General features: G+C 37.9%; 16 protein-coding genes. 9 read left to right on the top strand and 7 right to left on the bottom strand.

The features are described from left to right. Positions 1-199: 199 nt before the first annotated feature. The gene (gene gdhA / locus GJV03_RS00225) at positions 200-1543 is read left to right on the top strand and encodes an NADP-specific glutamate dehydrogenase (RefSeq protein ID WP_154129198.1); all 1344 of its coding nucleotides are present in this window, start codon (positions 200-202) and stop codon (positions 1541-1543) included. 79 nt (positions 1544-1622) lie between these two features. Here the strand turns inward: gdhA and GJV03_RS00220 are convergent, their stop codons facing one another. The 4 genes from GJV03_RS00220 to rlmH all read right to left on the bottom strand — a co-directional run bounded on the left by GJV03_RS00220 (position 1623) and on the right by rlmH (position 4639). Next, positions 1623-2039, bottom strand: a complete 417-nt coding sequence (locus GJV03_RS00220) for a DUF4377 domain-containing protein (protein ID WP_004823181.1) — start codon at positions 2037-2039, stop codon at positions 1623-1625. Between the two features lie 277 nt (positions 2040-2316). After that, a complete protein-coding gene (locus GJV03_RS00215) occupies positions 2317-3087 on the bottom strand; it encodes an META and DUF4377 domain-containing protein (protein WP_154129197.1) in 771 nt (256 codons plus the stop codon). A gap of 166 nt (positions 3088-3253) precedes the next feature. Then, positions 3254-4030 carry a class III extradiol ring-cleavage dioxygenase gene (locus tag GJV03_RS00210; protein ID WP_004717246.1) on the bottom strand — a complete coding sequence of 259 codons (777 nt, stop codon included), beginning with the start codon at positions 4028-4030 and terminating at the stop codon, positions 3254-3256. Between the two features lie 126 nt (positions 4031-4156). Next, the gene (gene rlmH / locus GJV03_RS00205) at positions 4157-4639 is read right to left on the bottom strand and encodes a 23S rRNA (pseudouridine(1915)-N(3))-methyltransferase RlmH (RefSeq protein WP_004717243.1); all 483 of its coding nucleotides are present in this window, start codon (positions 4637-4639) and stop codon (positions 4157-4159) included. A gap of 139 nt (positions 4640-4778) precedes the next feature. On the opposite strand from rlmH, the gene GJV03_RS00200 reads away from it, so the two are divergent. From GJV03_RS00200 to GJV03_RS00190, 3 genes are all read left to right on the top strand, one after another. Beyond that, the gene (locus GJV03_RS00200; RefSeq protein ID WP_154129196.1) at positions 4779-5738 is read left to right on the top strand and encodes a M28 family peptidase; all 960 of its coding nucleotides are present in this window, start codon (positions 4779-4781) and stop codon (positions 5736-5738) included. An 80-nt stretch (positions 5739-5818) separates the two neighbouring features. After that, on the top strand, positions 5819-6718 hold the full coding sequence (locus tag GJV03_RS00195; RefSeq protein ID WP_162242547.1) for a tyrosine recombinase XerC: 900 nt from the start codon (positions 5819-5821) through the stop codon (positions 6716-6718). A gap of 229 nt (positions 6719-6947) precedes the next feature. Further along, the gene (locus GJV03_RS00190; RefSeq protein ID WP_154129195.1) at positions 6948-7319 is read left to right on the top strand and encodes a hypothetical protein; all 372 of its coding nucleotides are present in this window, start codon (positions 6948-6950) and stop codon (positions 7317-7319) included. 1 nt (position 7320) lies between these two features. Here GJV03_RS00190 and GJV03_RS00185 read toward each other — a convergent pair whose 3' ends face one another. From GJV03_RS00185 to GJV03_RS00175, 3 genes are all read right to left on the bottom strand, one after another. Beyond that, positions 7321-7872, bottom strand: a complete 552-nt coding sequence (locus tag GJV03_RS00185) for a GNAT family N-acetyltransferase (protein ID WP_154129194.1) — start codon at positions 7870-7872, stop codon at positions 7321-7323. A 153-nt stretch (positions 7873-8025) separates the two neighbouring features. Further along, on the bottom strand, positions 8026-8580 hold the full coding sequence (locus GJV03_RS00180; RefSeq protein WP_154129193.1) for a GNAT family N-acetyltransferase: 555 nt from the start codon (positions 8578-8580) through the stop codon (positions 8026-8028). Positions 8581-8605: 25 nt separating this feature from the next. Further along, positions 8606-9100, bottom strand: a complete 495-nt coding sequence (locus tag GJV03_RS00175; RefSeq protein WP_004717233.1) for an Lrp/AsnC family transcriptional regulator — start codon at positions 9098-9100, stop codon at positions 8606-8608. A gap of 116 nt (positions 9101-9216) precedes the next feature. Between GJV03_RS00175 and GJV03_RS00170 the strand changes: the two genes are divergently transcribed. The 5 genes from GJV03_RS00170 to gyrA all read left to right on the top strand — a co-directional run bounded on the left by GJV03_RS00170 (position 9217) and on the right by gyrA (position 17111). Beyond that, entirely contained in the window at positions 9217-9822 is a 606-nt protein-coding gene (locus GJV03_RS00170) for a LysE family translocator (RefSeq protein WP_056518144.1), read from the top strand. 483 nt (positions 9823-10305) lie between these two features. Next, positions 10306-11058 (top strand): electron transfer flavoprotein subunit beta/FixA family protein, encoded by a 753-nt coding sequence (locus GJV03_RS00165; protein WP_004823176.1) that lies wholly within the window; start codon positions 10306-10308, stop codon positions 11056-11058. Positions 11059-11075: 17 nt separating this feature from the next. Next, complete coding sequence (locus GJV03_RS00160) at positions 11076-12008, top strand: FAD-binding protein (RefSeq protein WP_154129192.1); 933 nt, start codon at positions 11076-11078, stop codon at positions 12006-12008. A gap of 734 nt (positions 12009-12742) precedes the next feature. Beyond that, a complete protein-coding gene (locus GJV03_RS00155) occupies positions 12743-13561 on the top strand; it encodes a zinc ribbon domain-containing protein (RefSeq protein WP_228129004.1) in 819 nt (272 codons plus the stop codon). Between the two features lie 526 nt (positions 13562-14087). After that, complete coding sequence (gyrA, locus tag GJV03_RS00150; protein ID WP_004717223.1) at positions 14088-17111, top strand: DNA gyrase subunit A; 3024 nt, start codon at positions 14088-14090, stop codon at positions 17109-17111. Positions 17112-17179: the final 68 nt, after the last annotated feature.

Here is a 17179-nt window from a genome sequence, read left to right as displayed (position 1 = left end):
GGTTAAAAACGCCAACAAATTGACATTTTATTTAGGGTTGATTAGAAATTATCATATTGAATTTAAATATTATTTGAAAAAACATTTGAAAAAAGGTTGTGGATTATATACAAAAGGGATTAAATACTTTGCGCCAAAATTTATCATTTTATTAAAAGGGTTGACCTTTTTTGTATCATTTTCTGCTGAGGAATGAGCGTTGAAATATAATAGCCTGAATGACTTTTTAAATTACGTTAAAGCACGTGATCCAAATCAACCAGAGTTTTTACAAGCTGTGGAAGAAGTTATGACCAGTTTGTGGCCATTTATTGAGAAAAACCCAGAGTATGTTGAGCACGGTTTGCTTGAACGTCTTGTTGAGCCAGAACGAGCGATTCAATTCCGTGTTTCATGGGTAGATGATAAGGGTCAAACTCAAGTTAACCGTGCTTTTCGTGTTCAATATAATTCTGCTATTGGTCCATTTAAAGGCGGCATGCGGTTTCACCCATCTGTAAATCTTTCTATTTTAAAGTTTTTAGGTTTTGAGCAGACGTTTAAAAATGCATTGACCACACTGCCTATGGGCGGTGGTAAAGGTGGTTCTGATTTCGATCCGAAAGGCAAGTCAGACGGCGAGATCATGCGTTTTTGCCAAGCATTAATCATCGAACTTTACCGTCACCTTGGTTCTAATACCGATATTCCAGCAGGGGATATTGGTGTGGGTGGTCGTGAAGTAGGTTACATGGCAGGTATGATGAAAAAGCTCAGTAATGACACTTCATGTGTATTTACGGGTAAAGGTTCATCATTCGGTGGTTCTTTGGCTCGCCCAGAAGCAACAGGTTTTGGTACAGTTTATTTTGCTGAAGAAATGCTAAAAACTCGCGGTGAAAGCTTTAAAGATAAAATTGTGGTGATTTCAGGTTCGGGTAATGTTGCGCAGTTTGCTGCAGAAAAAGCCATGTACTTAGGTGCGAAAGTGGTTTCATTGTCTGACTCAAATGGTACGGTACATGTAAAAAACGGCTTTACCAATGAGCTTCTTGCCGAAGTGATGGAACTTAAAAACGTAAAACGTGGACGTATTTCTGAATTTGCTTCAAAACACGGTTTTGAATATTTAGAAGGTCAACGCCCTTGGTCAATTCAGTGTGATATTGCATTGCCATGCGCAACTCAAAATGAATTAAATGAAGAAGATGCAGATGTACTGCTTGCCAATGGTGTAATCTGTGTTGCAGAAGGTGCCAATATGCCTTCAACACTAGAAGCTGTAGAAAAATTTGTAGAAGCAAAAATCCTTTATGCACCAGGTAAAGCGTCAAATGCAGGTGGTGTTGCCACTTCTGGTCTTGAAATGTCACAAAATTCGATTCGTTTGGGTTGGACATTTGAAGAAGTGGATGAGCGCCTACATGCAATTATGAAAGAAATTCATCGTAACTGTGTGAAATACGGTACTCAAGCTGATGGCACAGTGAACTATGTAAATGGTGCAAATATTGCTGGTTTTGTTAAAGTTGCCGATGCAATGTTAGCGCAAGGCGTGTTCTAATCTCAGTTTGATTTTGAACTTAAAACCGATGCTTTTGCATCGGTTTTTTATTTGAGTAATTTGAAAAACAGCAACAAGATTATTTGCTCGGAATGGTTTCAACAATTGAGTCGAGTTCATATTGGTATTGAGACTGATCAGCTGCAGGATTGGCAATTTCTGTGCGTTTGACCTTAATAATTTGAGTAGACTTTGAATTATGGGTAAAGCCGTCAATAGAGTCATAAAAATAACTCGCTTCTTTCTCAGTATAATTCTTTTGACCAGTTTCGCTCAAGGTTAATTCACGGACTAAAAGACAGGTTTGTGGTGCAACACCAGTACAAGGTCGAGTTTCAGGACTGACCTCTAAAAAAATAATTTGTGGTTGAGTTGCTGTATTTGAAACTTGGGTCTCTATAGATGCAGGCGTTGGAACTTTTTGAGTTGTGGATTCTTGGCTACATGCCATGACGAGCAAGGGTAAGAGTAGTGCAATGCTTAATTTGTGATTCATGATTTTACCTATATCGATCTTGCTGTATTAAAAATGAGCTTTGCTGCAATCACTATGGATTGCTTAAGTTTGTATTATTGAATGTTTATATTCACTGTTTTTTTTTAATTATTATGCAGTGTTGAATGTTCTGCATCGATTAAAATTGAGGCGCAAACCTTAAAATAGACATATTTTGATTATTTGGCTGGAAAAGCATAAAACTGATTTAAATCTAGGTGTTTATAAATAGTTAAACAAAGAAAAGCTGAAGTTCAACTTCAGCTTTTCTATACAATTATTTTACAGTTTCACGTTCGATAATCATGTCTTGTACATAAGCGTATTTAGACTGATCAGCAGCAGGGTTTTTAATCTCATAACGTTTTACACGAACCACTTGGCGCTCAGCAGGGCTATGAGTAAAGCCTTCGATTTGGTCATAGAAATATGTCCAATCTTTATCTAGTTGGGTTTTTACACCATTGTCAGCATATTTGATTTCGCGTACTTGTAAGCACTGCATTTTTCTTACACCAGCAGAACATTCTTTAGTTTCTGGGCTGATTTCTAAGAAAATTGTTTCACCTTGGCTTTGGTATTTAGTTTCAGGTGTCATTTTACCTGTAAATACAACTTTACCACCTGTCGCGTTTACCAAAGTAAGCGTTGGGCTTTCAGTGTTTGCTGTGTCGAGTACAAATGCTGTTTTATTTGATTGGAACAATGCCGCAGCAAAACTTTCTTGTTTCATTAATTCAGGAGAACACATCATATTGGTTGATGCGATATTGCCAGTAACCAATAAACCGTTTTCAACTTTTGCACTGGTCATTAGTTGGTTACAGCCAGTCGCAACACTTAAACGTTGGTCTGCAAAATTGAGTACGATGGGTTGTTTGGTATCTGCTGGTTGATAAGACCATTGATAAGCATTTAATGTTTGCTCTGCATTACCTTGTTGTTGTAATACTTTCACAGCGGTATCACCCAATTTTTGAATATCGCCAGATTGGCAAGCCGCTAGGGCTAAAGGAAGTACAGCTAATGCTAAATATTTGAATTTCATATTCTATTCACGTTTTAAAAAACTATGCATAGGATAAACCATGAAACACTAAAAGATATGGATACAATTTATTAATTCGGTTTCAATATGTATCCATATAACTAAAAGTTAAACAATAATTAACAAATTGTTATCATTTGTGCTGAATGATGATCAATTAAATCATTTAGTCAAAACGATAAATATCCATACCTAGCGCGCCCATTGAAAAACTACTGTGCACAATACTAAAGCGATGGCCTGTACCCATTGCAAAGAAAAGAGGCGCAAAGTGTTCAAGTGTTGGGTGGTTTTTCTGTAGATAAGGAATGCTATCCCATTCCAATACAGCATCATAATTACTATGGTTGAGTTTGCTCACCACATAATTTCTAAATGTAGATGCCCATTCAGGCACATTCTCATCTTTGCCGTTCCATGACAATTCTCTTAAATTGTGAGTGATGCTACCTGAACCAATCAATAAAATTTGTTTTTCACGGAGTGGGGCAAGTGCTTGACCAATTTGGTAGATTTGATCAGCATGCATATTCATCGGTAAAGAAATTTCAATGACTGGAATATCTGCCTCAGGGTACATATGTAATAAAGGCATCCATACGCCATGATCACGTGGTCGAGTACTATTTGCATGTGCAGGAAGATGTGCTTCGGCCAAGAGATGCAAAATTTCTTCCGCTAATTCAGGATTTCCTGGTGCGGGATAGCGAATCTCATACAGCGCTTGAGGAAAACCACGAAAGTCATGCCATGTTTCAGGGCGTACACCTGTATTGACTTCTAAAGCCTCACTTTCCCAATGGGCAGACATCACCACGATGGCTTGTGGTTTTGGTAAATTTAGACCAAGACGATGTAGTGCAGGACCGACTTGTTCAGGATCTAGCGCAAGCATGGGAGAGCCATGTGAAATGAATAAACCTGGGAGTGTTTGTAAGTTCATATCTTTGTGCCTAAATGATCATTAAATACAGCGTGAATTGCCCATTCTAGCTAAAATGTATGCTCTCAATAAGCCTTTTATTTCAACAGACTGTTTCATCAATACAACTTTTGCGCAATTACATGACTAGCCTGCACGATGATACGGATGATTATGGTTAATACTCATCGCACGATAAAGTTGTTCAATCAGCATAACCCGAACCAATGGATGGGGCAGAGTTAGTTTTGACAGTGACCAGTGCCAAGCAGCAGCTTTTCGCACGGCTTCAGAATGCCCATCTGGTCCGCCAATGGCCAGTGCAACATCATAACCCTCAAGCATCCAGCCTTTCATGGTTTCAGCCAGCTTTTCAGTACTAAATTCACGTCCGCCTACTTCAAGTGCAATCAATACTTCATTGTGTTTCAGTTGGCTGAGAATACTATCGCCCTCAATTTGGCGATATTTTAAAATATCTGCTTCGGAATCATTTTTGCCACGCTTTGCCATCGGGAGTTCAATAATTTGCGTCTGTACAAAAGGTTGGATTCTTTTGAAGTAATCCTCAAAACCAGTTAATACCCAAGCAGGCATTTTTTGACCAATGGTCAGAATACGGATTTTCATATTAACAATTTCTAACGTGGTAATTGCATCATTATAGCGTGATATTGGTTATTCTCAGGTGTACAACAAGAACTGAATGTCTAATTGCTGTTTTTTTAAATTATAGCTATACCAACACGCTTTTAAATTGGATTTATACATGCAAATAGCTTATCCAAATTTTTTAAATTTAAACTATCTTTTTATTATATTGCTCAGCTGTGGGCTTTCAACATGGAGTGTCGCAGCAGAACAACGCTATGATCAGCAAGCTGAACCTGATCGTTTAAACAGTTATTTACAACAAGTGATTCACCCCCAAGCGTTTCGAAATTATCAAAATATTCAAGAGCTCGATCGAGTTGCGGCATTCATTAAACAACAACTTGAACAGTTTGCGATTCCTTGTGAATACCAGCCTTATCAAGTCAAAGGCAAAACCTATCGAAATGTAATCTGTCACTTACAAATGGGTCATGCCAAAAAAGTGATTGTTGGTGCACATTATGATGTTTATGGGAATTTCAAAGGTGCTGATGATAATGCTTCTGGTGTGGTGGGGCTAATAGAGATTGCGCGAATTTTAGCAGCCAATAAGGCCAGTCTTAAACAGAATGTTGATTTTGTCTTTTATACATTGGAAGAACCTCCGTATTTCCGTACTGAACATATGGGGAGTTATATCCATGCACAATCCATTTTAAAACAAAAAGATCAAATTCAAGCGGTGTATATTTTGGAAATGATTGGATATTTTGACCATAAAAATGTTCAGGATTATCCATCGGGATTAGCTTTATTTTATCCCAAACATGGAAATTTTATTGGCGCAGTGAGTAATTTCACTTCACGTGGTTTGGGCGAAAAATATTGTGATGCCATGAAAGCGTTAAAACGCCTTGATTGTCAAAGATTGATAGCGCCATCATTTGTACAAGGCGTGGATTTCTCAGATCATTTGAATTATTGGCGCTTGGATATCCCTGCTATTATGATCACAGATACGGCTTTTTTTAGAAATAAGCATTATCATACCCAAGAGGATACTGTTGAAAAACTCAATTTAAATAAGATGGCAGAAGTCATCAATGGTGTGGTGTATACAGTTTTACAAGACTGATATTTTTCAATCAGGTTATGTCATTTGCTATTTTGATCAAAGGAGAGCTTATGCAATACGGTGCAATGCAATTGCTCTCGATGTGGATTAAGGATCGGAAAATACAGAATCAATCGGTACATACCTTAGATGCTTATTTCCGAGATGTATCCAACTTTATTGATTTTTGCTATGACAAGCAGATCGAGTTAAAACAAGTCGAAGCTGCTGATTTAAGAGAGTATGTAGCTTATCGTGTCGAAAAAGATCAGCTTTCGACCAGTAGTTTACAACGGCATTTAACTTCAATTCGTCAGTTTATGAAGTGGGCCAAACAAGGTGGTTATTTAGAAATCAATGCAGCGGATGATTTTCAGATAAAGCGGCAAGCTCGACCATTACCAGGGATGATTGATATTGAAACGGTCAATCAAATTATGGATCAGCCCGAACCTGAAAAGCCAATAGAAAAGCAGTTGTGGTTACGAGATAAGGCTATTCTGGAATTGCTCTATTCGAGTGGCTTGCGCTTGGCAGAAGTGCAAAGTTTAACCATACGAGATATTGATTTTACCCGTCATTTATTGCGTATCACGGGTAAGGGGAATAAAACTCGAATTGTACCTTTCGGCTCTAAAGCGAGAGAGAGTCTGATTGAATGGTTAAAAATCTATCGAATCTGGCAGGGGGAGTTTAGCCCTGAATCTTTGGTATTTATTACTCAACGCGGCACAAGTATTAGCCCACGTCAGATTGAAAATCGAGTCAAATACCAAGCACTACGTGCAGGGGTAAATGTTGATTTACACCCACATTTATTACGTCACTGCTTTGCCAGTCATATGTTATCCAATAGTGGAGATCTGCGTGCAGTGCAAGAAATGCTAGGACATAGCAATTTAACCACAACACAGATTTATACCCACGTCGATTTTGACCATCTGGCACAAGTCTATGATCAAGCGCATCCAAGAGCTGCTGCATCAAAAATAAAAAATTAATTTTGAATATAAGGCTTTATTAAGCGTTGACCTTTGTATTTTGTAGCGAATAGACCTGGTGAAAAGCACAGTTGGTTTTTTAATAAAATGCATAGTGCTTAAACACATTTAGCACAGAAAAAAGTCGAATAGATAATTGTTTTTAAAAATGCTCTCATGTATATCTAGGTTTGGTATTTATTCAATACATTTCTATTGATTCAATTTTGCAGAAAAATTAGGTCTTTCAATGATCCCTGAACTTGAACAAAAATATAAGCAACTGACTGACGCTCAAAAAGAAATTTTTAAGGGCTATGGCTTACGTCAAATTAAACATTTTGTAGAATTCAGCCTCCCCAAAATTGAGGCAACCTTACCGCAAGAAGGAAAAGTATTGGGTATAAATGCTGAGGGTAAAGTTCAAGCTGTAAATACCACAACCAATCAGACCTATTTATGGATATCAGACCAACAATGGCAAGCGGCAAAAACAGTGTCTAATCATATTGATTTAAAAGAAGACTTTATTGAGATTTGGCAAGTGCTGGAGCTCAAAAATCAAGATTTGATTGATTTAAGCCATATTCATCGTGATTTTTTAGAAGGCATGGCGAAATAGTTCAATACTCAAATTGAAAATCTTGTTTTTGAATTCGATAGAGCTTCTCTTCATGTAGTGGATGGTGCTCATCAAAATCAGGATGCAGAAAGTCATGAGAAAAGCTCATTCCAATTTTTTTCATGACATTTTGCGAAGCAATATTATGTTTAGATGTAAATGCAACAATCTCTTGAAAATTCAGTTCTTCAAATGCAAATCTTAAACAAGCTTGAGCTGCCTCAGTTGCATAGCCTTTATTCCAAAATTTTGGATCAAGCCGCCAGCCAATTTCTATACATGGTGAAAATTCAAATTTTGAGGGTTGTTGATGTAGTCCAACACACCCAATAAACTCTTGGGTTTCAATCAATTCAACTGCCCAAAGTCCCCAGCCTTTGATTTCGATTAAATATTTAATCTGATTTGCCAGTTCGTCACTTTGCTCACGATTTAAAATTTTGGGGAAAAATTGCATTACTTCAGGGTTTGCTGTGATTTTTGCAAAAGCATCGTAATCAGAAACTTGCCATTGTCGAAGTAAAAGACGATCTGTACATAATTCATAAATCATTTTTATTGAACATCCTGATCAAAGTACTGCTTAGATAGAAAAGGGCGATAATTTTTAACGTATTGCCTCAGTCACATTTAGTTCGATATGCAGATCTTTGTTTTACGATATAAAGTTTTGCATCACCAGAGATAACCCGCATATTGACCAGCGTTACAGCTTTGGATTTTGTATACAGTAAAGTACATGTTCAGCCAAAGCATGGTTTTTTTCTAAAGCGGGATGCATAAAGTTCTCGACATAATCCATACCAAGTCGTTGCATTACTTTTTCCGAAGCTTGATTCAGTACAGATGTGAAAGAAACAACCTGTTCTAAAGCTAATTTTTCAAATGCAAATGCTAAACATTGCTGAGCGGCTTCCGTCGCATAGCCCTGATGCCAATATTGTTGTGCAAATCGCCAACCAATTTCAACACAAGGAGAGAAAGTAAATTTTTCCGCTTGATTGGCTAGACCCACAAAACCGATAAATTGCTGATTTTCTTTTAACTCAACCGCCCAAAATCCCCAACCACATTCGGTAATTGAATTTTGAAATCGACCTGCCAAAAGGTCACTTTCATTTTTTGACAAGGTCGCTGGAAAATACCGCATAACGTCTGGATCAGCATTTAAATCTGCAAAAGCTTCAAAATCACGAGCTTGCCATTGTCTAAGGATAAGTCTGGGTGTTTCTAACTGAATGGGGGGATTGAATGTTTTCATATTCACCTAATAAGTTTTTTTTGAATTACAAATCTTCAAGAGGTAGCTGAAAGCTTTGTTTAATAATTTGACTTGGGACATCCGTTTTTACACTGGTAATACCATTCTTTTTGGTCAAATGTGTCGACTGAAATTTACGATAGCTTTCTAAATCAGGTACTACCACTTTTAACATCGCATCACATTCACCCAGAATAATATAACACTCCATGACCTGAGGCAGTTCTTTCATTGCTTCAATAAAGGTATCAATGGTTTCAGCATCTTGGCCTAACAACCAGATTCTTGAGAATAACATCAATTGAAAGCCAATTTTTTGTGGATCCACCACTGTTGTATAGTTTTGGATAACTTTGGCTTCTTCTAAGAGTCGAACTCGTCTTAGACATGATGAGGGCGAGAGCCCAATCTCACGAGCAAGATCATTATTTTGGATTCGACCATTGGCTTGTAAAGCACGAATGATATTTTTATCAATACGGTCTAGCTTAATTAGAATAGTCTTAGATGAAATTTTCATAAATTAGAATTTAATTTGAAAAATAATCATCATTATAGAATATTTGAAATCCTATTTTAAGCATTTTAAAAGATACTGTTTTCTTCTCTCAGTCAAACTTCAGAAAGGGAAAAGAGATGTCTGTATTTGTACTTTTTGCCTTAACGGTACTTCCGTTAATTTTCACACCAGGACCAGATATGTTATTTATCCTGTCACAAGTGATAGGTAAAGATGCGAAAGCAGGCATGATGGCGACAATCGGTATTTGTTCTGGCTATCTGGTTCATTCGATTCTGGTTGCGCTTGGCATTGCTGCAATTATTGTTTCATTCCCAGTATTGTTTGAGACGATTCGATATTTGGGGATCGCCTATTTATTGTATTTGGCATTTCATTTGATTAAATCAGTATTTAGCCAAAAGACATTACGTATTGAGCAGAAAGCAGTTTCAAATCCTATTCGCAAAGGCTTTGTTACGGCATTGTTGAATCCAAAGGGCATGTTGATCTATTTTGCGATTTTGCCACAATTCATCGATAAATCAGGTAACACCGTGTTTCAAGGCTTAGCCTTGTCAGCAATTTTTATTGCTTTGATATTCTTGGTGTATTGTGGTTTGAGCCTTTTGATTGCTCAATTGACCAAAGAGCAGCACATCAATGAACGTAAGCAAAAATGGATTGATGGTGGTTCAGGGACTTTGTTGACCATTGCAGCCGCATGGTTATTGGCAAATTAATCCAAGCAGAAACAAACGGGTGATTCTGAAAAGAAGCCCGTTTTTGTATATTTAGTATTTTGTTACAAGTTTAATGCCAAAAAGTTCACAAATTTAATCAATAAACATACTTAGAAAAATTGCTGAATCTGTCTAAAATGACAGAGTGTAGCAGTATCGATGAACGGATGGTGTCATCCCTTTGATTGATTGATAATTTATCTTAATTCTTTTGATTATTTATACAGAATCTATACAAATAATGTTATTTATCAATATATAAATATTGTCGAAATAGTAGCCTTACGTGTCTAAGTTAAAATATTTAGAAAAAATGTGAACTGTACGTTCAAGCTTTTTTATGACTTTTTACAGCAGTTTTGCGAATTGTGACTTGACCGAAATGCCAATCACATTGCAAGATAGGACACCTAAATAATTTTAAATGAAGCGTTATTATAACTCTTCTTAACATTTACTTTTGCTAAAACAGCCGAGGATTACATGAAGGCTCTTGTTGCTGTAAAACGTGTGGTTGATGCCAACGTTAAAGTTCGCGTTAAACCGGACAATAGTGGGGTAGACCTTACTAACGTTAAAATGTCAATTAACCCATTCGATGAAATCGCAGTTGAAGAAGCGGTTCGCTTAAAAGAAAAAGGAACAGTTTCAGAAATCGTTGTTGTTTCTATTGGACCAAAAGAAGCGCAAGAACAAATTCGTTCTGCTATGGCGCTTGGTGCAGACCGCGGTATTTTAGTTGAGGCTGATGACAGTCAACTTGGCGCTTTAGAAGTTGCTAAAATCCTAAAAGCTGTTGTTGAACAAGAACAACCACAACTTGTGCTTTTAGGTAAGCAAGCAATTGATGATGACTCTAACCAAGTTGGTCAAATGTTGGGGGCTTTACTTGGCGCTGGTCAAGGTACATTTGCTTCTGTAGTAACTGTAAATGGCGATAAAGTTCAAGTAACTCGTGAAGTTGATGGTGGTTTACAAACTGTTGAGTTAAATACTCCAGCGATCATCACCACTGACTTACGTTTGAATGAGCCACGTTATGCTGCGCTTCCAAACATTATGAAAGCACGTAAAAAGCCACTTGATACGAAAACTCCTGCAGATTTCGGTGTTACAGCAACTTCTAAACTTAAAACAGTTAAAGTTGAACCACCTGCAGAGCGTAAAGCTGGTGTACAAGTGAAGTCTGTAGACGAGCTTGTTGAAAAACTTAAAAATGAAGCGAAAGTGATCTAATACAGAAGGATAAAATCATGAGTATTTTAGTTATCGCTGAGCACGACAATAAGACACTTAACGGTGCAACTTTAAACGTTGTTGCTGCGGCTCAAAAAATCGGTGGTGATATCACTGTATTGGTTGCAGGTTCTGGTGCTCAAGCAGTTGCAGATGCTGCTGCGAAAGTTGCTGGTGTAAGCAAAGTTTTGCTTGCTGATGATGCAGCTTATGCAAACCAATTGGCTGAAAACGTAGCGAAACTTGTTGCTGAATTAGGTAAAGGTTATTCACATATCCTTGCTGCTTCAACAACTACAGGTAAGAACATCTTGCCACGCGCTGCTGCACTTTTAGACTCAAGCATGATCACTGACATCATTGCTGTAGATGGTCCTAAAACTTTCAAACGTCCAATTTATGCAGGTAATGCAATTGCTACAGTTCAATCTGACGAAGCAATTGTTCTTGCAACTGTACGTGGTACAGCTTTTGATCCTGTTGCTGCTGAAGGCGGTTCTGCTGCAGTTGAATCAGCGGCTTCTACAGGTGATGCAGGTATTTCTAAGTTCATTTCTGAAGAAATTGTGAAATCAGAACGTCCTGAATTAACTGCTGCGCGTATCGTTGTATCGGGTGGTCGTGGTGTTGGTTCTGGTGAGAACTATCATAAAGTACTTGATCCTCTTGCTGACAAGCTTAGTGCTGCTCAAGGTGCTTCACGTGCTGCGGTTGATGCTGGCTTCGTTCCTAACGATATGCAAGTTGGTCAAACTGGTAAAATCGTTGCGCCTGATCTCTACATCGCTGTAGGTATTTCTGGTGCGATCCAGCATTTGGCAGGTATGAAAGATTCTAAAGTGATTGTTGCAATCAACAAAGATGAAGAAGCACCAATCAATGCTGTAGCTGACTACTGGTTAGTTGGTGATTTGAATACTGTTGTTCCAGAATTAGTTTCTAAACTTTAATTCTCGAATTAAGTTTCAAAAAAACGCGCTTAGGATTTCCTAAGTGCGTTTTTTTATTTTAGAAATTTATTGAATAAATAGATGGATGGTGTGCACGGATAAATAAAGTCGTGATGGTGGGTTATTCTCTATTCGAATAAAGAAACTCTGAGTAGCTTCTCTCATCAGTCCTTTTTATAGTCTAAATCAACTTAAAAGTTCCTTTATTGTCATTTTTTCTCATAGGGATAAGGAACCCTGCAAAACTCATATGATTCGCGCTATATGATCTTTTCTTGATTTATAAAAGTGGTTTTAAACATAAGCTGTCATAAAATAAAACAGTGATCAAAAATGCTATTTTCATTTTTTCTGATCTTAATTTTTATGTTTAAGATGCTGTATCTTGAGTGATTATTTTATCAATAAGTAATTGATGTAGGGAGATCAATGCTTTGGCTAAAAGAACAAGAGAGAATCAGTGGATAAATACCTTGAAGTCCAATTTTAAACCCGATAAGATCAAAGCATAAACACAATTAAATTTTCAATCGTATACTGGCGACATACAGAAAATTCCAGTGTAAATCAGCTATTACAGATACAACATCGCATTTAATCCTGTAGTGGCTTTTGACCATTTTTTTAATTCTATACTTATTGGCGCGTTAGACTGGCTGATTCTGTCGTTTTAGACGCTGCGCTTTTCCATTACTGCTCAATTCCATATCATCTCACCTAGAATAGCTATAAATATGAAGTGTCCCAAATGTTACGCTGAGAATATCAATGAAGCCATGAAATGTGGTGTTTGTGGTACTCGTTTAAAACATGTTAAACAGACCAACGATTTGACAGGCAATAGCAATGTTGAATTTTCTGTACGCCGTGAAAATAAGCAAGGACAGTCAAATCCCACGCATAATATAAAACCTCGTCAGACTCCGCCGAACAATGAAACAGAAAGCAATCAGCATACATCTGTAGGTGATAAGGCGAGTGCGTTACTTGAATCATGGCAGCAGAAAGTCGTAAATACACAAAGAGAGTCTCAAAATCAGCCTAAAAAGAAAAATTTTAAAATTGTCTGGATACTTTTAGCCGTATTTATGTTTGGTCCCGCAGTGCTTGGGGTTATTTCAAGTGTGGTTATCCCTATTGTGATGTCTGTAATTGGGTCATCCAATCAAGATGACGCTGCGACAACAGATGAAGCACTACCTGCAAGTGAAGAGGTGGTGTCTAACGAATACCAAGCACGTTATTTTGATATGCAAGCTTATCAAGCGCGTTTAGTACAGTATTATGACGCCAAGCATCGTTTTGCGACGAGCCTAAAAGATATTGAAAAGTTTGAACAGACCCAGTTTAGTGATTTTATTTTTGATCAAATTGAAATCACACAGCAAGGGATTTTAGTGGGTAAATTCACTGATGCGCCTGCAAGCCGAATATATATGGTTCCACAGCTTGAAAATAATCAAATTCGTGATTGGCAGTGTTATCGCGTAGCAATCAGTGATGATTTGCTGCAACACTGTGAATTGCTTCAGGCAGATCCATATAAATTATAGAAATTTACAACACTCTATATTTGGATGTGTTTAGATTTTTCTGATCAGTGGGGTTGGACTCCGTATTGCTTTGCTCATATTTTTTGCCATATCGGATTTTATATGGCAATTTTCAAGTTTGAGTTGTTTTAATCGATCCGAAATAAAACTGTTTGATGTGATTTATTTTTTACTGATAAACATCGCAAAAAAAGTGAATGAAGCACGCCATTGAGTATGATTAGATAGATAAAAACAGGTCAGGTTTTGAGATAAAAATACCCATTCATTTATAAATTTAGCGATGCTTGATTGACCGCCTAATCAGGTGGTTTTTTATTGTCAATAAATCGTTAAAATTGTTTAAAAATACTACAAAAAATCATGATTATAGTGTGGTCGGATAGGCACAAAATCGCTTGGTTTTATGCTATACTGTGCGACTGAATTTTAGATTTTGGCTCAACGTTTTTTGAGCTAAATTTTGACTAGCTAGATTATATAAATGAGCAGTTGCTGCTTGCACTGTTTGTAATAAGGAGTATGCATGAGCGTATCGGAAATTAGACCGATTGCCATTGAGGATGAACTAAAAAGCTCATATCTCGATTATGCCATGAGTGTTATTGTATCTCGTGCATTACCAGACGTGAGAGATGGTTTAAAACCTGTTCATCGTCGTGTGCTGTTCGCTATGCACGAGTTAGGCAACGACTATAACAAAGCCTATAAAAAATCTGCGCGTGTTGTTGGTGACGTAATCGGTAAATATCACCCACATGGTGATTCAGCTGTTTATGAAACAATTGTTCGTATGGCTCAAGATTTTAGCCTACGTTATCAATTGGTTGATGGTCAGGGTAACTTTGGTTCTGTCGATGGTGACAGCGCAGCAGCAATGCGTTATACCGAAGTCCGTATGCGTAAGCTCACCCATGAAATGTTGGCTGACTTAGAAAAAGATACAGTCGAGTGGGAAGATAACTACGATGGCTCTGAGCGTATTCCTCAGGTTATGCCAACACGTATTCCTAACTTATTGATCAATGGTGTGACAGGTATTGCTGTCGGTATGGCGACCAACATGGCGCCACACAACATGACAGAAGTCGTTAATGCATGTTTGGCTTATGCAAATAATCCGAACATCTCAATTGAAGGATTGATGGAATATATTTCTGGTCCAGATTTCCCTACAGGCGGCATTATCTATGGTAAATCAGGAATTGTAGATGCTTACCGTACAGGTAAAGGTCGTTTACATATTCGTGGTAAATACCATTTTGAAGAAGACCAAAAAACTGGTCGTACGACGATTGTTTTCACTGAAATTCCTTATCAGGTCAATAAAGCAAGAACCATTGAACGTATTGCTGAATTGGTAAAAGAGAAAAAACTTGAAGGTATTTCAGAACTTCGAGACGAATCTGATAAAGACGGGATGCGTATTGCAATTGACTTAAAGCGTGGCGAAAACGCTGAAGTTATTGTCAATAACTTATTTTTAAATACTCAACTTGAAAATTCATTCAGTATCAACATGGTTTGCCTAGACAATGGCCAACCTAAACTGATGAATTTAAAAGACATCATTGCGGCATTTATTCGTCACCGTCAAGAAGTGGTGACACGCCGTACCATGTTTGAATTACGTAAAGCGCGTGAGCGTGGTCATATCTTAGAAGGTTTGACTGTTGCTTTAGCCAATATTGATGAAATCATCGAAACCATTAAGACTTCTGCGAATCCAGCTGAAGCACGCGAGCGTTTACTTGCTGGCGAATGGGCGGGTGGAAATGTTGTTGCATTGCTAGAAAAAGCAGGCGCGATTTCAGTTCGTCCGGATGAGATCGAAGGTGAAGATCCAAGTCGTCCATTTGGTTTGGATGGTCAGCTTTATCGTTTATCTCCAGCTCAGGTTGGTGCAATTTTAGAATTACGTTTACATCGTTTAACCGGTCTTGAACAAGATAAGTTACAAGCTGAATATTCTGAAATTTTAGCTCAAATTGCTGAACTTACAGCAATTTTAAATGACTTCAATCTTTTGATGAATGTGATTCGTGAAGAACTTGCATTGGTTCTTCAACAGTATGGCGATGCACGTAAAACGGACATTGTTGAATCACGTATTGATTTTTCTCGTGAAGATTTAATCCCAGAAGAGCAAGTTGTTTTAACTGTTTCAAAAACAGGTTATGCAAAAACTCAACCATTGTCTGATTATGCTGCACAGCGCCGTGGTGGACGTGGTAAATCTGCAACTTCGATGAAAGAAGATGATTATATTCAACATTTAATCGTGACATCGAACCATGCAACTGTATTGTGCTTTACCAATGTAGGTAAAGTTTATCGCTTAAGAGTATTTGAAGTACCTCAAGCGTCACGCGGTGCAAAAGGCCGCCCAATGGTGAACTTATTACCACTGGATGCAGAAGAGACCATTACAGCGATTCTTCCTGTAATTGATGCTCCGAAGAAATTTACCGAGCGTTTAACTGAGTTTAGAACTTTTGTCCGTGCCAACGTTGCTCAACTGCGTGAAAACACAATTATCGACTCACATTATGAAGCACTAAAAGCTGCGTTTGCAGAGCTTGGTGAAAATCCAGATGACTTATCAGATGCTTTACGTAAGCAACTCAAAGAAATTGGTATTGAGCTTTCTGCTTCTGATCTTGATGATGAATTAATTGCTGAATTTGCTGAACGTGTAGAAAGTGTGCGTAAAAACTTCTATGTATTTATGGCAACAGCATCAGGTACAGTAAAACGTGTTGAATTAGAGCAGTTTGGTAATGTTCGTTCAAATGGTTTACGTGCGATTGAGTTGAAAGAAGAAGATACTTTAATTGGTGTTGCAATTACTGATGGTGAACAGCAAATCATGTTGTTCTCAAATGAAGGTAAAGCAATCCGTTTCTCTGAAACTGATGCTCGTGTGATGGGTCGTACTGCGAAAGGTGTTCGTGGTATGCGTGTGGCATTGGCTGCGGCACAAACAGAAGAAGATGTTGAAGTTGATGTAGATTCAGATGATGAAGATACTGCAGATTCAAATACCAATGTGGTTAGCCGAATCGTTTCGTTAGTTGTTGTACCAGAAACTGGCGAAGTATTATGTGCTTCTGCAAATGGTTATGGTAAACGTACGCCAGTAGATGACTTCCCAACCAAAAAACGTGGTGGTAAAGGTGTTATTGCTATTAAAACATCTGAACGTAATGGTGAGTTAGTTGGTGCTGTTGCCATCGATGAATCTAAAGAATTGATGTTGATTTCTGATGGTGGAACGCTGGTTCGTACCCGTGCTTCTGAAGTAGCGAGAACAGGTCGTAATGCCCAAGGTGTCCGTTTGATCCGCCTAGGTAATGAAGAAGTCTTGGTCGGTGTGGTTGCGGTTGAAGCTGTCGAAGCTGATGATGAGATTATCGATCAGTTAGATGCGATCGAAGGCGAGACTGCTTTAGAGTCAGAGAGTTTAATTGATTCTGAAAAATTAGTTGATGATGAAACTGTTATGGATGAAGGTGAAACTGAGTCTGATAATACTGAATCTGACGAGTAATTTTTAGGGAAATAAGAAGAGCGCTTAGGCGCTCTTCTTTTTGTATTCTGATCAAGCTTATAAAATCT

This window comes from Acinetobacter sp. RIT698, assembly GCF_009668065.1.
GTDB classification, from domain to species: domain Bacteria; phylum Pseudomonadota; class Gammaproteobacteria; order Pseudomonadales; family Moraxellaceae; genus Acinetobacter; species Acinetobacter guillouiae.
Note: the sequence above shows the minus strand (reverse complement) of the source record. Positions and strands in the feature narration are given on the sequence as shown.